We start from the raw sequence: 15,679 nt of genomic DNA, 5'->3' as shown, positions 1-15,679 counted from the left end.
AAGCCCGCTTCCCTTTGTCTGGACTATAGTTTTACAGGACAGGTCATCAGGAAAGGGGATAAAAATGACGAGAACAACCAGGGTAATCTCCTGGACAGCAGGGATTTTCTTGTTGTTGATCGTGGTCGTCGCCATCATTATTGCGACGTTTGACTGGAACCGTCTCAAGCCGACCATCAACCAGAAAGTCTCAACCGAACTGAACCGCCCCTTCGCCATACGCGGTGATTTAGGGGTGGTGTGGGAGCGTCAGAAAGAGGAGCCCGGCTGGCGCAGCTGGATCCCCTGGCCACACGTCCATGCCGACGACATCATTCTCGGCAACCCTCCGGATATCCCGGACGTCACCATGATCCACCTGCCGCGCGTTGAAGCCACGCTGGCTCCGCTGGCGCTCCTCACCAAAACGGTCTATCTGCCGTGGATCAAACTTCAGCAGCCCGATGCGCGTCTGATCCGACTTTCAGAAAAAAACAATAACTGGACGTTTAACCTTGCCAGCGACAGCGAAAAAGATCCGAATGCCCAGCCTTCCTCCTGGTCATTCCGTCTCGACAATATTCTTTTCGATCGCGGACGGATCGCCATCGACGATAAGGTCAGCAAGGCGGATGTGGAGATCCTCGTCGATCCGCTGGGCAAACCGCTACCGTTTAGCGAGGTCACGGGCACGAAAGCAAAAGGCGACGCGGCAAGCGTGGGTGACTATGTCTTCGGCCTGACGGCAAAAGGACGCTACAACGATCGGCCTCTCAGCGGTAAAGGGAAAATTGGCGGAATGCTGGCGCTGCGGAGCGAAGGCACGCCGTTCCCGGTTCAGGCGGACTTCCGTTCCGGTAACACCCGCGTGGCGTTCGTTGGCACGGTCAATGACCCGATGAATATGGGGGGCGTCGACCTTCAGCTTAAATTTGCCGGTGATTCGCTGGGCGAGCTGTATGAACTGACCGGCGTGCTGCTGCCGGATACCCCACCGTTCGAAACGGACGGGCATCTGGTTGCCAAAATCGACACCGAAAAATCGTCCGTTTTTGACTACCGGGATTTCAACGGCCGCATCGGCGACAGTGATATTCACGGCACGCTGACCTACACCACCGGAAAACCGCGCCCGAAACTGGAAGGGGATGTTGAGTCCCGTCAGCTGCGTCTGGCCGACCTGGGCCCGCTAATTGGCGTGGACTCGGGTAAAGGGACCAAGTCGAAAGAGGTCAAAAAGGATGTTCAGCCTGCCGGCAAAGTGCTGCCATACGATCGCTTCGAAACCGACAAATGGGACGTGATGGATGCGGATGTGCGCTTCAAAGGCGGAAAAATTGAACATGGCAGTACGCTGCCGATCAGCAATCTTTCGACCCATATCCTCCTCAAAAACGCTGACCTGCGCCTGCAGCCGCTGAAGTTCGGCATGGCGGGCGGGACAATTTCTTCGAACATTCATCTGGAAGGCGATAAAAAGCCGATGCAGGGAAGAGCGGAGATCCAGGCGCGTCGATTGAAGCTGAAAGAGCTGATGCCGAACGTAGAACTGATGCAGAAAACCCTCGGTGAAATGAACGGTGATGCCGACATTCGCGGCGTGGGGAACTCGGTGGCGGCGCTGCTGGGCAGCGGCAATGGTAACCTGAAGCTGCTGATGAACGACGGGCTGGTGAGCCGAAACCTGATGGAGATCCTGGGGCTGAACGTCGGTAACTACGTCATCGGGCAAATCTTCGGTGATGACGAGGTGCGGGTAAACTGCGCGGCGGCCAATCTGGATCTGGTTAACGGCGTGGCGCGTCCGCAGATATTTGCCTTCGACACGGAAAACGCGGTGATTAACGTGACCGGGACCGCCAGCATGGCCTCGGAGCAGCTTGATCTGACGATTGACCCGGAAAGTAAGGGGATCCGCATCATCACCCTGCGCTCGCCGCTTTACGTGCGCGGAACCTTCAAAAACCCGCAGGCGGGCGTGAAGCCCGGCCCGCTGATTGCGCGCGGTGCGGTGGCTGCGGCCCTGGCGACGCTGGTTACCCCGGCCGCAGCGCTGCTGGCGTTGATTTCGCCGTCTGAGGGCGAAGCGAATCAGTGCCGGACTATTTTGTCGCAGATGAAGAAGTAAAGTGCGACCCGTTTTTGCCGGGTGGCGCTGCGCTTACCCGTCCTACGGGACTTCCTCCCTCTCCCTGTGGGAGAGGGGCGGGGTGAGGGCATTAGGCCGCAGTGAATTACAGAGCCTGGTGCTTCGTCTCGTGCGTCAGCAGCAGCGCAATCAGCGTCAGCGCCGCCATGGCCGCCAGATAGACGCCCACATAGAACAGACCATAGTTCGCCTGCAGCCAGGTGGCGATATACGGCGCAACGGACGCGCCAAGAATAGAGGCAACGTTGTAGGAGAACGACGCGCCGGTATAACGCACTTCCGTCGGGAACAGCTCAGGCAGCAGCGCGCCCATCGGGCCGAAGGTCAGCCCCATCAGGCTCAGGCCAATCAGCAGATAGGCCATCACCAGCGCCGGGCTACCTGAACCCAGCAGCGGCGGAAAGACGAACAGAGCAAACAGTATGATGAGCGTGGTGATCGTAATCATGCTCGCACGACGACCGAATTTATCCGCCAGCAGGCCCGCAATCGGAACCATCACGCCAAACCCGATCACCGCCATCATCAGCATCCACAGCACTTCGTTACGCGGCAGCCCCAGGCCAACCGGCGCGGCGGCGGTACTGAACGTCATGGAATAGACGGTCATAATGTAGAACAGCGTATAGGTTGCCAGCATGATGAACGTGCCCAGTACGGTCACGCGGACGTGTTTGGTCAGCAGCGTACCCAGCGGCACTTTCACCTGCTTGTTCGCCGCGGCCACTTTCGCAAAAACAGGAGTCTCATGCAGCGAAACACGCACATACAGGCCAATCAGCACCAGCACGGCTGAGAAGATAAACGGGAGACGCCAGCCCCAGCTCATGAACTGTTCATCCGTCAGCAGCCACGAGAGCAGCAGGAACGTCCCGTTGGCAAAGAAGAAGCCAATCGGCGCGCCCAGCTGCGGGAATGAACCGTACAGCGCGCGCTTGCGCGCCGGGGCGTTCTCGGTGGCCAGCAGCGCCGCGCCGCCCCATTCACCGCCCAGCCCCAGACCCTGACCGAAACGCGCCAGCGCCAGCAGGACCGGCGCCAGAATGCCGATGGTTTCATAGGTCGGCAGCAGACCGATGGCTACGGTGGAGATGCCCATCGTCAGCAGCGAGGCCACCAGGGTGACTTTTCGGCCAATGCGATCGCCAAAGTGTCCAAACAGCGCAGAGCCAATCGGACGCGCAACAAACGCGATGGCAAAGGTCGCCAGAGACTGCAGCGTGGCCGCCGTCGGATCGCCCTGCGGGAAGAAAATATGCGGGAAGACGATGACCGCGGCGGTGGCATAAATATAAAAGTCGAAGAACTCAATGGCGGTGCCAATCAGCGAGGCGACGACAACTTTATTGCGCGAGTTTACCGGAACGTTTTCCGTTCCTGAGTCGAGTGTGGTGGCTGTTGCTTGCATAATATTTTCTTATTTTTGTCGAACGAAAGGCCATATTACGCACAGCAAAAGCGACATTTCAATCTGTAACAAAGCCGCGCGCTGGTGATAAAAGCAACAAAAAGCGGATAATTTTCAGGCCAGCGAAAACACGTCTATGAAATGCTTCACAGATTTTAAATATTAGTCAATTAAACTGGTTTTCGGTTAAATAAAAGTTACGGACTGGATTTATATGCTGAAATGATGAATCGGGCTGAAATTTCAGCCCGAGAGCGGGGCTAGCGGTGCGTTTTACCGGGCATTCGCGTGTCGCCTTTGTACTCGGCGGTGGCAATCCATGCCGCGCAGAACAGGGTCAGGCGCGCGAAAAAGTAGAAGAAGGCCATCAGTCCCAGCACCGAGCCAAACGCCGCGCCAGAAGGGGATTTCACCAGCGACGGCAGCGTGTAGGTCATCACGATTTTGATCACCTCAAAGCCGATCGCCGCAATCAACGTGCCGCGAATCAGTGCCTTCTTGCGCGGACGATGGCGGGGCAAGCGCCAGAAGATCCAGAAGAACAGAAGGTAGTTGGCAAAGATGGAAATGGCCAGCCCAATGCCGCGCCAGGCGGGCTTCAGCCATTCGATGTAATCAAGGTAGAGCGCGGAGATGATCATCTGCTGCGCCGAGCCCGCCACGGAGGTAATGGAAAGCGTCACGATCAGCGCGACGAGCAGGCCAATCAGCGAAACAAAATCGCGGAGATACTTCACCCAGATTTTCTCCTCGTCCTGCGGCTTACGCTCCCAGACGTCGCGCGACTGGGCGCGGATGGCCTCGCGCAGGTTGCCCATCCAGTTAACGCCGGAGTAAAGCGCAATCAGCAAACCGACGATACCCACGGTGGTACGCTGCTGAACGGCGGTATTGATGGTGCTCTTGAGGGTGCTGGCAAGGGTCGGGTCACTGACGTTATTCAGGATTTTATTGAAGATATCCTGCAGCAGCGTCGGGTGCGACGCGAGCACAAAACCGGCTGCCGCAAACGACACCATCAGGATTGGGATCATCGACAGGAAGGAAAAATAGGTGATGGCGGCACCAAACTGGTTCCCCATGCGGTCATTAAACCGTTCTGTGGCGCGTATCAGGTGCGCAATCATGGGAAACTGCTGAATTCTCGCGGCGATGCCGGTGACGGTCCCCAGCGCTTTGCTGGCGGTGCCTGGCGTTTTGGCCTCTTCGGGCCCGGTTTCCATCTTTTTGACGGGCTCATACTCTAAATGTTGGGTGGGTCGTTGCGGGTTGTTTTCCGGCGTCACGCGCATTTTCCTTTTCGTTGAGCTGGATGTGTTTTTGAATTATAGCTTGCGGCTAGTCCACGTAAGCTTTTGTGAGTTCGGTAAGCCACTCCATGAACAGATGGACCCGGCGGGAGAGGTTGCGGCGGTGAGGGTAAATCAGGGAGACGGGCATCGCTTCGGCCCGGTATTGCGGGAGGATCTCAATCAGTTTCTTCGCGCGCAGTAAATCGCGCACCCCAACCCGCGGAACCTGAATAATGCCCAGCCCGGCGAGACAGGCAGCCTGGTAAGTTTCCGTGCTGTTGACGGTTAACACCCCGCCCGTTTTTATCCACTGCGTCGCACTGCCGTTATAAAACTCAAAGCCCTGCGGGCGGGTTCCCAGCATCGCGGCGTAGTGGATCACGGCGTGCGAGCCTAAATCGTCCAGGGTTTCCGGATAGCCAAATCGCGCCAGATAGTCTGGGCTGGCGCAGTTAATCACCGACAGCTTGCCCAGCGGACGGGCAATCAGCCCTGAATCCTTCAAAGTGCCGACGCGCACCACGCAATCAAACCCTTCGCGGATCACATCCACCAGACGATCGCTGCTGCTGAGCTCGAGTTCAATGCCCGGATAGTGCTGCAGAAAAGCAGGCAGTTTGGGGATGACTAAATTTCGAGCAACGCCGACGGGCATATCCACGCGGAGCCGACCGCTGATGCTGGAGGGATCGTGCTGAAACATACCGTCGAGTTCATCAAGGTTTGCCAGCAGATCTTTCGCCCGTTCGTAATAGACCATGCCGTCCTGCGTCAGGCTGACGCGGCGCGTGGTGCGGTGCAATAGCTGGGTGCCAAGCCGGTTTTCCAGGGCCTGAATTTGCCGCGAGACGCTGCCTTTCGGCAGGGTTAATGTTTCGGCCGCGCGGGAAAAACTTTCCAGTTCCGCGACGCGGACGAACAGCTGCATTGCGTGAATTTTATCCATAGAGGAAGCTCATTGTTGTTTCTGGTGAAACAGTGAAGCGTTTTAACCCATCTTTATTGATTTTCTATCACCTAATAAGCTCTTTCTCAATCTCCTTAACAGCCAAAACGAGGTTTATGATGAGTGAACGTATCGCATTAGTGACGGGTGGTAGCCGTGGTCTGGGCAAAAACGCTGCGTTAAAGCTGGCGGCAGACGGCACGGGAATTGTCCTGACATACAACCGTAGCCAGCAGGAAGCGCTGGATGTTGTGCATGAAATTCAGCAAAAAGGCGTCAACGCAGCGGCATTACAGCTCAACGTCGGTGATATCACGAGTTTTGATCATTTTGCCCGACAGCTTCAGGAAACCCTTAAGACCGTCTGGCAGCGCGAAACCTTTGACTATTTATTGAACAATGCCGGAACGGGTTTATACGCGCCCTATGCCGACACGACGGAGGCTCAGTTTGATGAAGCGCTGAACATTCATTTCAAAGGACCTTTCTTCCTGACCCAGCGCCTGCTTCCGCTGCTTAACGACGGGGGACGGATCCTCAACGTCTCCAGCGGGCTGGCCCGTTTTACCCAGCCGGGCTCAGGGACCTACGCGGCCATGAAGGGGGCGATGGAAGTGCTGACGCGTTATCAGGCGAAAGAACTGGGCGCGCGCGGAATTTCCGTCAATATTATTGCGCCGGGCGCGATAGAAACTGACTTTGGCGGCGGACGCGTGCGCGACAACGCGGAGCTGAATCAGCTTCTGGCCTCGCAGACGGCGCTGGGACGGGTGGGGCTGCCGGACGATATTGGCGATGCCATTGCGGCACTGCTCAGCGATAAGCTGGGCTGGATGAATGCGCAACGTATTGAAGTATCAGGCGGTATGTTCCTGTGATACACGGGCTTAGGGGGAAGGAGCCCCTTAAGGAAACCCTTAGTATGGATGTGTCTGCATACTGACAGTGATAAAGAACGCAGGCAGCCATAGCCGATAACCCATTTTCATCACGATATTTCTCCAGAGAAAGACCCGGATGTTTTTTTATTAACGCAGCGGCAGCTGAGAATATTTTCAGCGAATGACGTTTGATATTCGTTTCCTCTTAATAGTGACATTAAAGAGGAAACGACGTCCGGGAAATATCTGCTAAAAAGCGGTTGGTCAGGAATTATTATTCAGGTATTCCTGCTGTAATAAACCAAATAGCCAGTCATTTTGCCAGCGCCCCGCAAGGTAATAGCTTTCGCGTAATTCACCTTCCAGGCGAAAGCGGGCTTTTTCCAGCAGGCGTCTTGACGCAACATTTCCCGCGGTGACGGTGGCGGTGAGTCGCCGTATACCGCCCTGATGAAAAGCGTAATCGCAAAGCACTTTCAGGGATTCAAAGCCGTAACCTTTCCCCTGCGCCTCGGGTGCGAAAAGGAAGCCCACTTCTGCGCAGTCCTCCTCCCGATGAATATACCCGGTAACGCCCAGCGGGGCCTGTGAGGCGGTGTCACGTACGACGAGACAAAGCCAGTGCGCGCTGCCCGGTGCCCATGGGGCCAGGCGCGAATCAAACGCCTCGCGGATCGCCGCGACGGGACGGTCTTCCGCCACAAAGCGCATTACGTCCGGGTGCTGCTGTAGCGCCAGAAAAAAGGGCCAGTCTTGTTCCTGAAGGGGCGAACAGGTCAGGCGAGAGGTAATTAAAACCGGCATTCAGATTCTCCTGAAACATTTTAAATCATTTTAGGGTTGTCACTTTATTTCAACAGAAAGTCAGGTATGGTTAACCGCGTATAAATAAAAAGAATAAAGGGCGTTTCGTGCCCATTCCGGATGTCTTCGTTGTCGCTTAAGGAAAACAATGACTCTCAGCACATCACATCATATTCGCGAACAGTTTGAACACTGTCTGGCGGTCATTCGCCATGCGTCGGTGGAAATTTTACTCCTTCTGAATGTACATGCTTCTGAGGGCAAAGATCCACGCTGGTTCCTGGAACAACTCGACAGCGCGCGATTAGCTCTGGGCGGCTGGGGAGCCGTTGCGAAAAAACTCAACCTGAATGATGCCGAGATGTCGGAATTTACGCTCCAGCTTCGCCTGCTGCAGCAGCGCGTTCCGCAGTATGAAAGCGGACAGGACGTGAGTGAAAACCAGCTTATTGCGGCGATGCGGTTTGTGACCGCTCTGGAACATCTTCGCCTGCAGCAGCCGCTGTTGACCTACAGCACTGACCTGGCACCGGGAAGCGAACTCCAGCAGCAGCAGGCGCACAAGCAGGTACGCGCGATTGAGCTGATGATTAAAGGGCTCATCCAGCAGGCCTGGCCCGATCAGGTGCGGCTGAACAACCATCTTAAGACCCTGTTTAACGCTGACCGCGTGCGGCGCTGGCTGAAGCTTGGCGAGATCAATGATGTCCTCAGCGGCATGATGTTCAGCGAACTGGCGCAGATGCTGGTGGATAAAAAAGAGTTCAGCCGCTATTACGCTTCGCTGTTCAGCGACCCGTCCATGCTGACGCTGCTGGTTGAACCGCGCAAAACGCTGCAAACCTTCCTCGATGACATTCGGCAAATCCGCAACAGCATCACCGTTCAAAAAACGTTAAGCTCGGCGCAAATCCAGCTGCTGGATAACTACTATGCGCAGATCGCGCGGCCCGTTCAGCGCGCGTTTGAAGAGGGGAGAACGCGCGTCAATCCGGCCGGATTCATGGCGGTAGATGCCAGCGAATTGCATACCTTCTGGGAAAAGGCGCAGAAAATGGATCGGGTCACCGGTGGGGATCTGTTTGAAGTCCGTGACACCATTGAAAAGCCGACCCAGCGCGCGCCGCGTACCCCCGAACAACGCGAGCAGCTCATTTCCGGTGCGCTATGGGGGGCGGTTGGCGTCATGGTGATTGCTATCGTGGCGGGGGGCTTCTGGCTGGTGACCAGCAGCAAACCGCAGCCTGCAACCGCCAGCGCGGCTGAAGCGGCTTCTCCGCAGGAAATGCGCGAGACGCCTTCTTCGCGCGAAACGCTCACGCGCATGGGGGTCACCTGGGACGAGAATAATTTCCGCTCGGCCATTAACCGCAACGATACCCGCGTGACACTGCTGTTTTTGCAGGGCGGCATGGACTGGAAGCTCTCCTGGACCGAAGAGGCGATGTCGGCAGGCTATGACGATGTGCTGGAGCTGATGTTACGCTACCGGCAGAACATGGTGGAAGAGAAGCCGTGCCGTCGCTTCATCAACACGCTCAGCCACGCCATGTCGAACGGCGAGTCTCTGACCTCGGTACGTAAAGAGTATCTCAAAGCTTTCTGCACCGTTCCTGCGGTGGTGAAACGCCAGCAGCACGATCTCGACATGGCCACACGCCGCGCGCAGTCGCAGCCGGATGCCACCACGAAAAAATGGCAGTCCATTCAGACTGCCATTTATGAGGTGATTCGCTAACATTTTTCCCCTCACCCCAGCCCTCTCCCCATAGGGACGAGGGAGATGAAGAGCGCACCGTGCAGTCCCCTCTCCCCTATGGGGAGAGGGTTAGGGTGAGGGCACCAGACCGCACCCCACTTAAGGCTCCCCATACAACCCAATCAGCCGCCGCACCACGCCGTTCGTCCAGCCGAAACCGTCCTGCAGCGGATACTCACCCCCGCCGCCTTCGCGCGGCGTGCTGCTGGCGATGTGATACTTCTCAATCAGCTTGTGATGCGTCTTATAAAAATGGTTCACCGTATGCAGCCAGCTCCAGGCGATCTCATCGCCCAGCGAGTCGTTGCCGTACTGCTTGAACCCCTGGATCGCCATCCACTGCAGCGGCGCCCAGCCGTTGGGTTTATCCCACTGCTCGCCGGTTTCGTACTCGGTCGCCAGAATCCCGCCCGGCGTCAGCAGTCGCGCCTTGACCGCATCCGACAGGCGCTCGGCCTGCTCATGGGTCGCCATGCCGACATACAGCGGCACAATGCTGGCGGCAGAAAACAGCGCCAGCTCTTCGCGTCGCCAGTCGTAATCGCGGTAACAGCCGCTCTCCTCGTCCCACAAATAGCGGTTCACCGCCTCGCGGCGATCGCTGGCTTTCTGGCGGAACAGGTCGGCCGTCTCTTTGTCCCCTTTCGACGCCGAGATGTTGGCGATAGCGCTTTCCAGCTTGAACAGGAAGGCGTTCAGATCGATGGGGATAAACTGCGTCGTGCGGATGCTGGCGAGCCGCGACGGATCGCGCAGCCAGCGGGACGAGTAATCCCAGCCGGACGCCGCACCCGCGCGCAGGTCGCGATACACCTCATTGGGCGGACGACCCGAGTGGCGGGCAGTTTCCACGTCCTCAATCCACGATTCGTCGCGCGGGGTATCACGGTCGTCCCAGTAGCGGTTGAGCAGTGAACCGTCCGGCATGCGCACGGCGCTGCGGTAAGCCTGGTTAAGCAGCAGCGACTCCGCGCCGTCCATCCAGAAGGCGTACTCCATTTTGAGGTGATCCAGATAGCGTTTCGCACCGCGCACGCCGTCCTCCTCGAACAGCTCCACCATCAGGGCAAAGACCGGCGGCTGCGAGCGGCTGAGATAATAGGTGCGGTTGCCGTTGGGGATATGTCCGTAGCGTTCAATCAGCCAGGCAAAGTTGTCCGCCATACACTTGAGCAGATCGTTACGGCCACTCTCCGCCAGCCCCAGCATGGAGAAATAGGAATCCCAGTAGTAGGTCTCGCTGAATCGCCCGCCGGGGACGATATAGGCCTGCGGCAGTGCCAGCAGGGAAGACCAGGGAATGTGATCCTGCGGCTCGCGCGTCAGCACCGGCCACAGGTTATCAATATGCTCTTTCAGAGAGAGTCCCGGGTCGGAGACATATTCTGTGCCGTACGTTTCCGGCATCCAGAAGTGGTTCTCCACAAACTGGCGCAGGTCGAAATCCCGGTGGCGTCTGACCTTGCGGTAGCGGATCAGGATATCCAGCGGATCCATCTTCGGCGCGCAGTCGGGGAAGGTTTTACTGTCCGCAAACAGCCGCGTCGACTGCACATGCTCGAACAGTTCAAGATAGCGGTCTGCGGGCGTCAACGCATCGGAGGCGGGTAGCCCCTCGATCATTTCGGGTTCCGGCTCCGCCTCAATCATTTCATCCAGTTTCAACTCGCAGGGATCGGTCTCGTAGCGCAGCTCTTCTGCAATCTCGAACTCGATGTTCTCGGTAGCCTGTAGTTTCTGGTTGAACATGGTGATAGGGACCTCCGGTTGTGTGTTCAAAAGACAGGTTTATCCGGGCGTCTTATAAGCGTAGACATTCGCTTCGGTAGATGGGGAGGGAAATGTGCGGTAGATCACTATTTTCGGAGCATTCGTTTCGCAACGATTTATGAATGTTAAAAAAATGCCCCTCAGGAGAGGGGCATCAGGATTAACGCATAGTAACAAACTCTTCTGCGGCCGTCGGGTGGATGGCCACCGTGTTGTCGAAGTCTTTCTTGGTTGCGCCCATCTTCAGCGCCACGGCGAAGCCCTGCAGGATCTCGTCCATACCAAAACCGATGCCGTGGATACCGACAATCTTCTCTTCCGGACCGACGCAGACCAGCTTCATGCGGCACGGCTGACGGTGAGAGGTGACGGCGGTGTACATCGCGGTAAATGCCGATTTATACACTTTCACCTGGTCGTCGCCGTACTGCTCACGCGCCTGCGGCTCGGTTAAGCCGACGGTGCCGATTGGCGGGTGGCTGAAAACCACGGTCGGGATGTTGCTGTAGTCCAGATGCTCGTCCGGCTTGTTGTTGAACAGGCGCTCGGAGAGACGACGACCCGCCGCAACGGCGACCGGCGTCAGCTCAACCGCGCCGGTGTTGTCGCCGACCGCATAAATGCCCGGTACGCTGGTGTTCTGGAATTTATCGACGACGATATAGCCTTTTTCGTCGGTTTTTACGCCCGTCACGCCCAGGTTGAAGTTATCGTTCGCGGGTTCACGGCCAATCGCCCAGATCAGGCAATCGACGGTCTGGCTGCGGCCATCTTCCAGCTCAAGCGTCAGGCTGCCGTCCGCGTTTTTCACCACCGCTTTTGGCACGGCGTTGGTGTGCAGGGTCGGGCCTTCGGTGTTCATCACTTCAACCAGCGTATCGACAATCAGTGGGTCAAAGCTGCGCAGCGGCGCGTGTTTACGTACGAACAGGTGCGCTTCTGCGCCCAGGCCGTTAATCACGCCGGCCAGTTCCACCGCAATGTAACCCGCGCCAACAACGGCAACGCGTTTTGGCAGGGCAGGCAGTTCGAAGAAACCGTCGGAGTCGATGCCGTATTCCACGCCCGGGATGTTCGGGTGGCTCGGACGACCGCCGGTGGCGATCAGGATGTGATCGGCGGTGATCGTCTCGCCGTTCACTTCGATCGTTTTCGCGTCCACAAAGCGGGCGAAACCGTGGATAACGTCAACGTTATTTTTACCCAGCACGTTGTCGTACGAGGTGTGAATGCGGTCGATGTAGGCGGTACGGCTGGCGATCAGTTTTTCCCAGTCGAAGTGGTTGATGGTGGTGTCAAAGCCGTAGTCCGGGCCATACATATGGATAGCTTCACGGATCTGCGCCGCATGCCACATCACCTTCTTCGGTACACAACCCACGTTCACGCAGGTGCCGCCCAGCGCTTTGGCTTCAATCAGCGCGCACTTCTGGCCGTACATGGCCGCACGGTTGATGGAGGCGATGCCGCCGCTGCCGCCGCCGATGGCGATGTAGTCATAATGCTTAGTCATTGCTTTTGTCCTTAATCGTGAATTGCCGCGATTGTATACCTGAAATCAATAGTTTCCACCGATGGCTGCGATTACTCCGGCACGATCCAACTGACGGTGGCGTGGCCTGTACCCGCTGGCACCAGCGTTTTATGCAGCCACGGCAGCACGTTGTTCATCTGCGCTTCAAGCTTCCACGGCGGGTTGATCACAATCATGCCGGAGGCGGTCATGCCGCGCTGATCGCTGTCAGGGCGTACCGCCAGCTCGATCTGCAGGATCTTACGGATGCCGGTCGCTTCCAGGTCTTTGATCATGCGTTTGATTTGCGCGCGCAGCACCACCGGGTACCACAGGGCATAGGTGCCGGTAGCAAAGCGTTTGTAGCCTTCGTGGATACCGGTCACCACCGCCTGATAGTCGGTTTTGATTTCGTACGGCGGGTCGATCAGCACCAGGCCGCGGCGGGAAACCGGCGGCAGCTTGGCTTTCAGCTGCTGGTAGCCGTCGGATTTTTCCACGCGGGCGCGGCTGTCTTTCTGAAATTCGGAACGCAGCAGCGGGAAGTCGCTCGGATGCAGTTCGGTCAGCTGGAGGCTGTCCTGCTCGCGCAGCAGCTGACGTGCAATCAGCGGTGAGCCAGGGTAGTAGCGCAGCTGGCCGTTGCGGTTGAAGTGATTCACCACGCCGATGTACGGCTCCAGCTCGGCAGGCAGGTCGTCCTGCTGCCAGACGCGGGCAATCCCTTCCAGATATTCACCGGTACGCTCGGCATGCTCGCCGCTCAGCTGATAACGGCCCGCGCCCGCGTGCGTGTCCAGATAGAGAAACGGCTTCTCTTTCTCTTTGAGCGATTCGATGATCAGGCTCTGAACGGTGTGTTTAAGGACGTCGGCGTGGTTGCCTGCGTGGAAGCTGTGGCGATAACTGAGCATGGATGAATGTGTTCCAGGTAGTAAACGTAGGCCCGATTAGCGTAGCGCCATCGGGCAAAAATAGAGCGTATCGCCACAGTATACAGAAAAGTTTCCACTGCCGCGAAAGCGCAACGTCCGGCATTGAAATCCTCTACACTTAACCCCATTCTAGATCCCATATGCACAGCGCCGGATGCGCGCTTCATTCACCTATTTCAACAGGACAGCGTTTATGACCAATCCATTACTGACGCCTTTTTCGTTGCCGCCGTTTTCTAAAATCCTCCCTGAGCATGTGGTTCCAGCCGTTACGCAATCGCTGGACAACTGCCGCGCGGCGGTAGAAAGCGTGGTAGCGCAGGGCGCGCCGTACACCTGGGAAAATCTGTGTCAGCCGCTGGCCGAAGTGGACGACGTGCTGGGGCGTATCTTCTCCCCGGTGAGCCACCTGAACTCGGTAAAAAACAGCCCTGAACTGCGCGAAGCCTACGAACAGACCCTGCCGCTGCTCTCTGAGTACAGCACCTGGGTCGGCCAGCACGAAGGGCTGTACAAAGCCTACCGCGACCTGCGCGACGGCGACCATTATGCCGAACTGAGCACGGCGCAGAAAAAATCGGTCGATAACGCCCTGCGTGATTTTGAGCTGTCCGGGATTGGCCTGCCAAAAGAGAAGCAGACCCGCTACGGCGAAATCGCCGCGCGTCTGTCCGAGCTGGGCAACCAGTACAGCAACAACGTGCTCGACGCCACCATGGGCTGGACGAAGCTGATTACCGACGAAGCTATGCTTTCCGGTATGCCGGAAAGCGCGCTGGCGGCGGCAAAAGCCCAGGCTGAAGCGAAAGAGCAGGAAGGCTTCCTGTTAACGCTGGATATCCCGAGCTATCTGCCGGTGATGACCTACTGCGACAACCAGGCCCTGCGCGAAGAGATGTACCGCGCGTACAGCACCCGCGCCTCCGATCAGGGGCCGAATGCCGGTAAGTGGGACAACAGCCCGGTAATGGCGGAGATCCTCGCCCTGCGTCACGAGCTGGCGCAGCTGCTGGGCTTCGAAAACTACGCCGATAAATCTCTCGCCACCAAAATGGCGGAGAACCCGCAGCAGGTGCTCGACTTCCTGACCGATCTGGCGAAACGCGCCCGTCCGCAGGGTGAGAAAGAGCTGGCCCAGCTGCGCGCCTTCGCGAAAGCCGAGTTCGGCGTGGACGAGCTGCAGCCGTGGGATATCGCGTACTACAGCGAAAAACAGAAGCAGCACCTCTACAGCATCAGCGACGAGCAGCTGCGCCCGTACTTCCCGGAAAACAAAGCCGTTAACGGCCTGTTCGAAGTGGTGAAGCGCATCTACGGCATCACTGCCAAAGAGCGTACCGATATCGACGTCTGGCACCCGGACGTGCGTTTCTTCGAGCTGTATGACGAGAAAAATGAGCTGCGCGGCAGCTTCTACCTCGATCTCTACGCGCGTGAGAACAAGCGCGGCGGGGCGTGGATGGACGACTGCGTGGGCCAGATGCGTAAAGCCGACGGTTCTCTGCAGAAGCCGGTCGCCTACCTGACCTGTAACTTCAACCGTCCGGTAAGCGGCAAACCGGCGCTGTTCACCCACGACGAAGTGATTACCCTGTTCCACGAGTTCGGTCATGGTCTGCACCATATGCTGACCCGCATCGAAACCGCAGGCGTGGCAGGCATCAGCGGCGTGCCGTGGGATGCGGTCGAGCTGCCGAGCCAGTTTATGGAAAACTGGTGCTGGGAGCCGGACGCGCTGGCGTTTATCTCTGGTCACTACGAGACCGGCGAACCGCTGCCGAAAGAGCTGCTGGATAAAATGCTGGCGGCGAAAAACTACCAGGCGGCGATGTTCATCCTGCGCCAGCTGGAGTTCGGCCTGTTCGATTTCCGCCTGCACGCCGAGTTTAGCCCGGAGCAGGGCGCGAAAATCCTTGAGACCCTGGCCGAGATTAAAAAGCAGGTTGCCGTTATTCCAGGGCCGACCTGGGGCCGCTTCCCGCACGCGTTCAGCCACATCTTCGCAGGCGGCTACGCGGCGGGCTACTACAGCTACCTGTGGGCCGACGTGCTGGCGGCAGATGCCTTCTCTCGCTTCGAAGAAGAGGGGATCTTCAACCGCGAAACCGGCCAGTCGTTCCTCGATAACATCCTGACCCGCGGCGGGTCTGAAGAGCCAATGGTGCTGTTCAAACGCTTCCGCGGACGCGAGCCGCAGCTGGATGCGATGCTTGAGCATTACGGGATCAAAGGCTGATTGTTAC

At 57.6% G+C, this 15,679-nt stretch carries 11 protein-coding genes and 1 pseudogene; 4 read left to right on the top strand and 8 right to left on the bottom strand.

Annotation, left to right across the window (positions count from 1 at the left end):
• Positions 1-64: 64 nt before the first annotated feature.
• Entirely contained in the window at positions 65-2,107 is a 2,043-nt protein-coding gene (locus ADJ24_RS21190) for an AsmA family protein (RefSeq protein ID WP_023309583.1), read from the top strand.
• Positions 2,108-2,213: 106 nt separating this feature from the next.
• Here the strand turns inward: ADJ24_RS21190 and ADJ24_RS21185 are convergent, their stop codons facing one another.
• From ADJ24_RS21185 to ADJ24_RS21175, 3 genes are all read right to left on the bottom strand, one after another.
• Positions 2,214-3,536: an MFS transporter gene (locus ADJ24_RS21185; protein WP_023309582.1), complete on the bottom strand. Its 1,323-nt coding sequence runs from the start codon at positions 3,534-3,536 to the stop codon at positions 2,214-2,216.
• Positions 3,537-3,796: 260 nt separating this feature from the next.
• Positions 3,797-4,822, bottom strand: a complete 1,026-nt coding sequence (yhjD, locus tag ADJ24_RS21180; RefSeq protein WP_023309581.1) for an inner membrane protein YhjD — start codon at positions 4,820-4,822, stop codon at positions 3,797-3,799.
• Positions 4,823-4,874: 52 nt separating this feature from the next.
• On the bottom strand, positions 4,875-5,774 hold the full coding sequence (locus ADJ24_RS21175) for a LysR family transcriptional regulator (RefSeq protein WP_023309580.1): 900 nt from the start codon (positions 5,772-5,774) through the stop codon (positions 4,875-4,877).
• A gap of 119 nt (positions 5,775-5,893) precedes the next feature.
• Here ADJ24_RS21175 and ADJ24_RS21170 point away from each other — a divergent pair, with 119 nt between their 5' ends.
• Positions 5,894-6,652, top strand: a complete 759-nt coding sequence (locus tag ADJ24_RS21170; RefSeq protein WP_023309579.1) for an SDR family NAD(P)-dependent oxidoreductase — start codon at positions 5,894-5,896, stop codon at positions 6,650-6,652.
• 97 nt (positions 6,653-6,749) lie between these two features.
• Here ADJ24_RS21170 and ADJ24_RS25840 read toward each other — a convergent pair.
• Both ADJ24_RS25840 and ADJ24_RS21165 read right to left on the bottom strand, forming a co-directional pair.
• A pseudogene (locus ADJ24_RS25840) lies at positions 6,750-6,848 on the bottom strand (lysozyme); the annotation flags it as partial.
• A 71-nt stretch (positions 6,849-6,919) separates the two neighbouring features.
• The gene (locus ADJ24_RS21165; protein ID WP_023309578.1) at positions 6,920-7,459 is read right to left on the bottom strand and encodes a GNAT family N-acetyltransferase; all 540 of its coding nucleotides are present in this window, start codon (positions 7,457-7,459) and stop codon (positions 6,920-6,922) included.
• Positions 7,460-7,607: 148 nt separating this feature from the next.
• Here ADJ24_RS21165 and ADJ24_RS21160 point away from each other — a divergent pair, with 148 nt between their 5' ends.
• Positions 7,608-9,197, top strand: coding sequence for an STY4199 family HEPN domain-containing protein (locus ADJ24_RS21160; protein WP_023309577.1), 1,590 nt, complete (start codon positions 7,608-7,610; stop codon positions 9,195-9,197).
• 120 nt (positions 9,198-9,317) lie between these two features.
• Here the strand turns inward: ADJ24_RS21160 and ADJ24_RS21155 are convergent, their stop codons facing one another.
• From ADJ24_RS21155 to ADJ24_RS21145, 3 genes are all read right to left on the bottom strand, one after another.
• Complete coding sequence (locus ADJ24_RS21155) at positions 9,318-10,967, bottom strand: alpha,alpha-trehalase (RefSeq protein WP_023309576.1); 1,650 nt, start codon at positions 10,965-10,967, stop codon at positions 9,318-9,320.
• Positions 10,968-11,148: 181 nt separating this feature from the next.
• Positions 11,149-12,501: a glutathione-disulfide reductase gene (gene gorA / locus ADJ24_RS21150; protein ID WP_045355924.1), complete on the bottom strand. Its 1,353-nt coding sequence runs from the start codon at positions 12,499-12,501 to the stop codon at positions 11,149-11,151.
• 71 nt (positions 12,502-12,572) lie between these two features.
• On the bottom strand, positions 12,573-13,415 hold the full coding sequence (locus ADJ24_RS21145) for a 23S rRNA (adenine(2030)-N(6))-methyltransferase RlmJ (protein WP_023309555.1): 843 nt from the start codon (positions 13,413-13,415) through the stop codon (positions 12,573-12,575).
• 214 nt (positions 13,416-13,629) lie between these two features.
• Here ADJ24_RS21145 and prlC point away from each other — a divergent pair, with 214 nt between their 5' ends.
• Positions 13,630-15,672: an oligopeptidase A gene (gene prlC, locus ADJ24_RS21140; protein WP_023309554.1), complete on the top strand. Its 2,043-nt coding sequence runs from the start codon at positions 13,630-13,632 to the stop codon at positions 15,670-15,672.
• The last annotated feature ends 7 nt before the right edge of the window (positions 15,673-15,679 follow it).

The sequence above is a fragment of the Enterobacter sp. 940_PEND genome (assembly GCF_001059415.1).
Classification (GTDB): Bacteria; Pseudomonadota; Gammaproteobacteria; order Enterobacterales; family Enterobacteriaceae; genus Enterobacter; species Enterobacter cloacae_M.
This window is presented reverse-complemented; position numbering and strand designations above follow the sequence as displayed.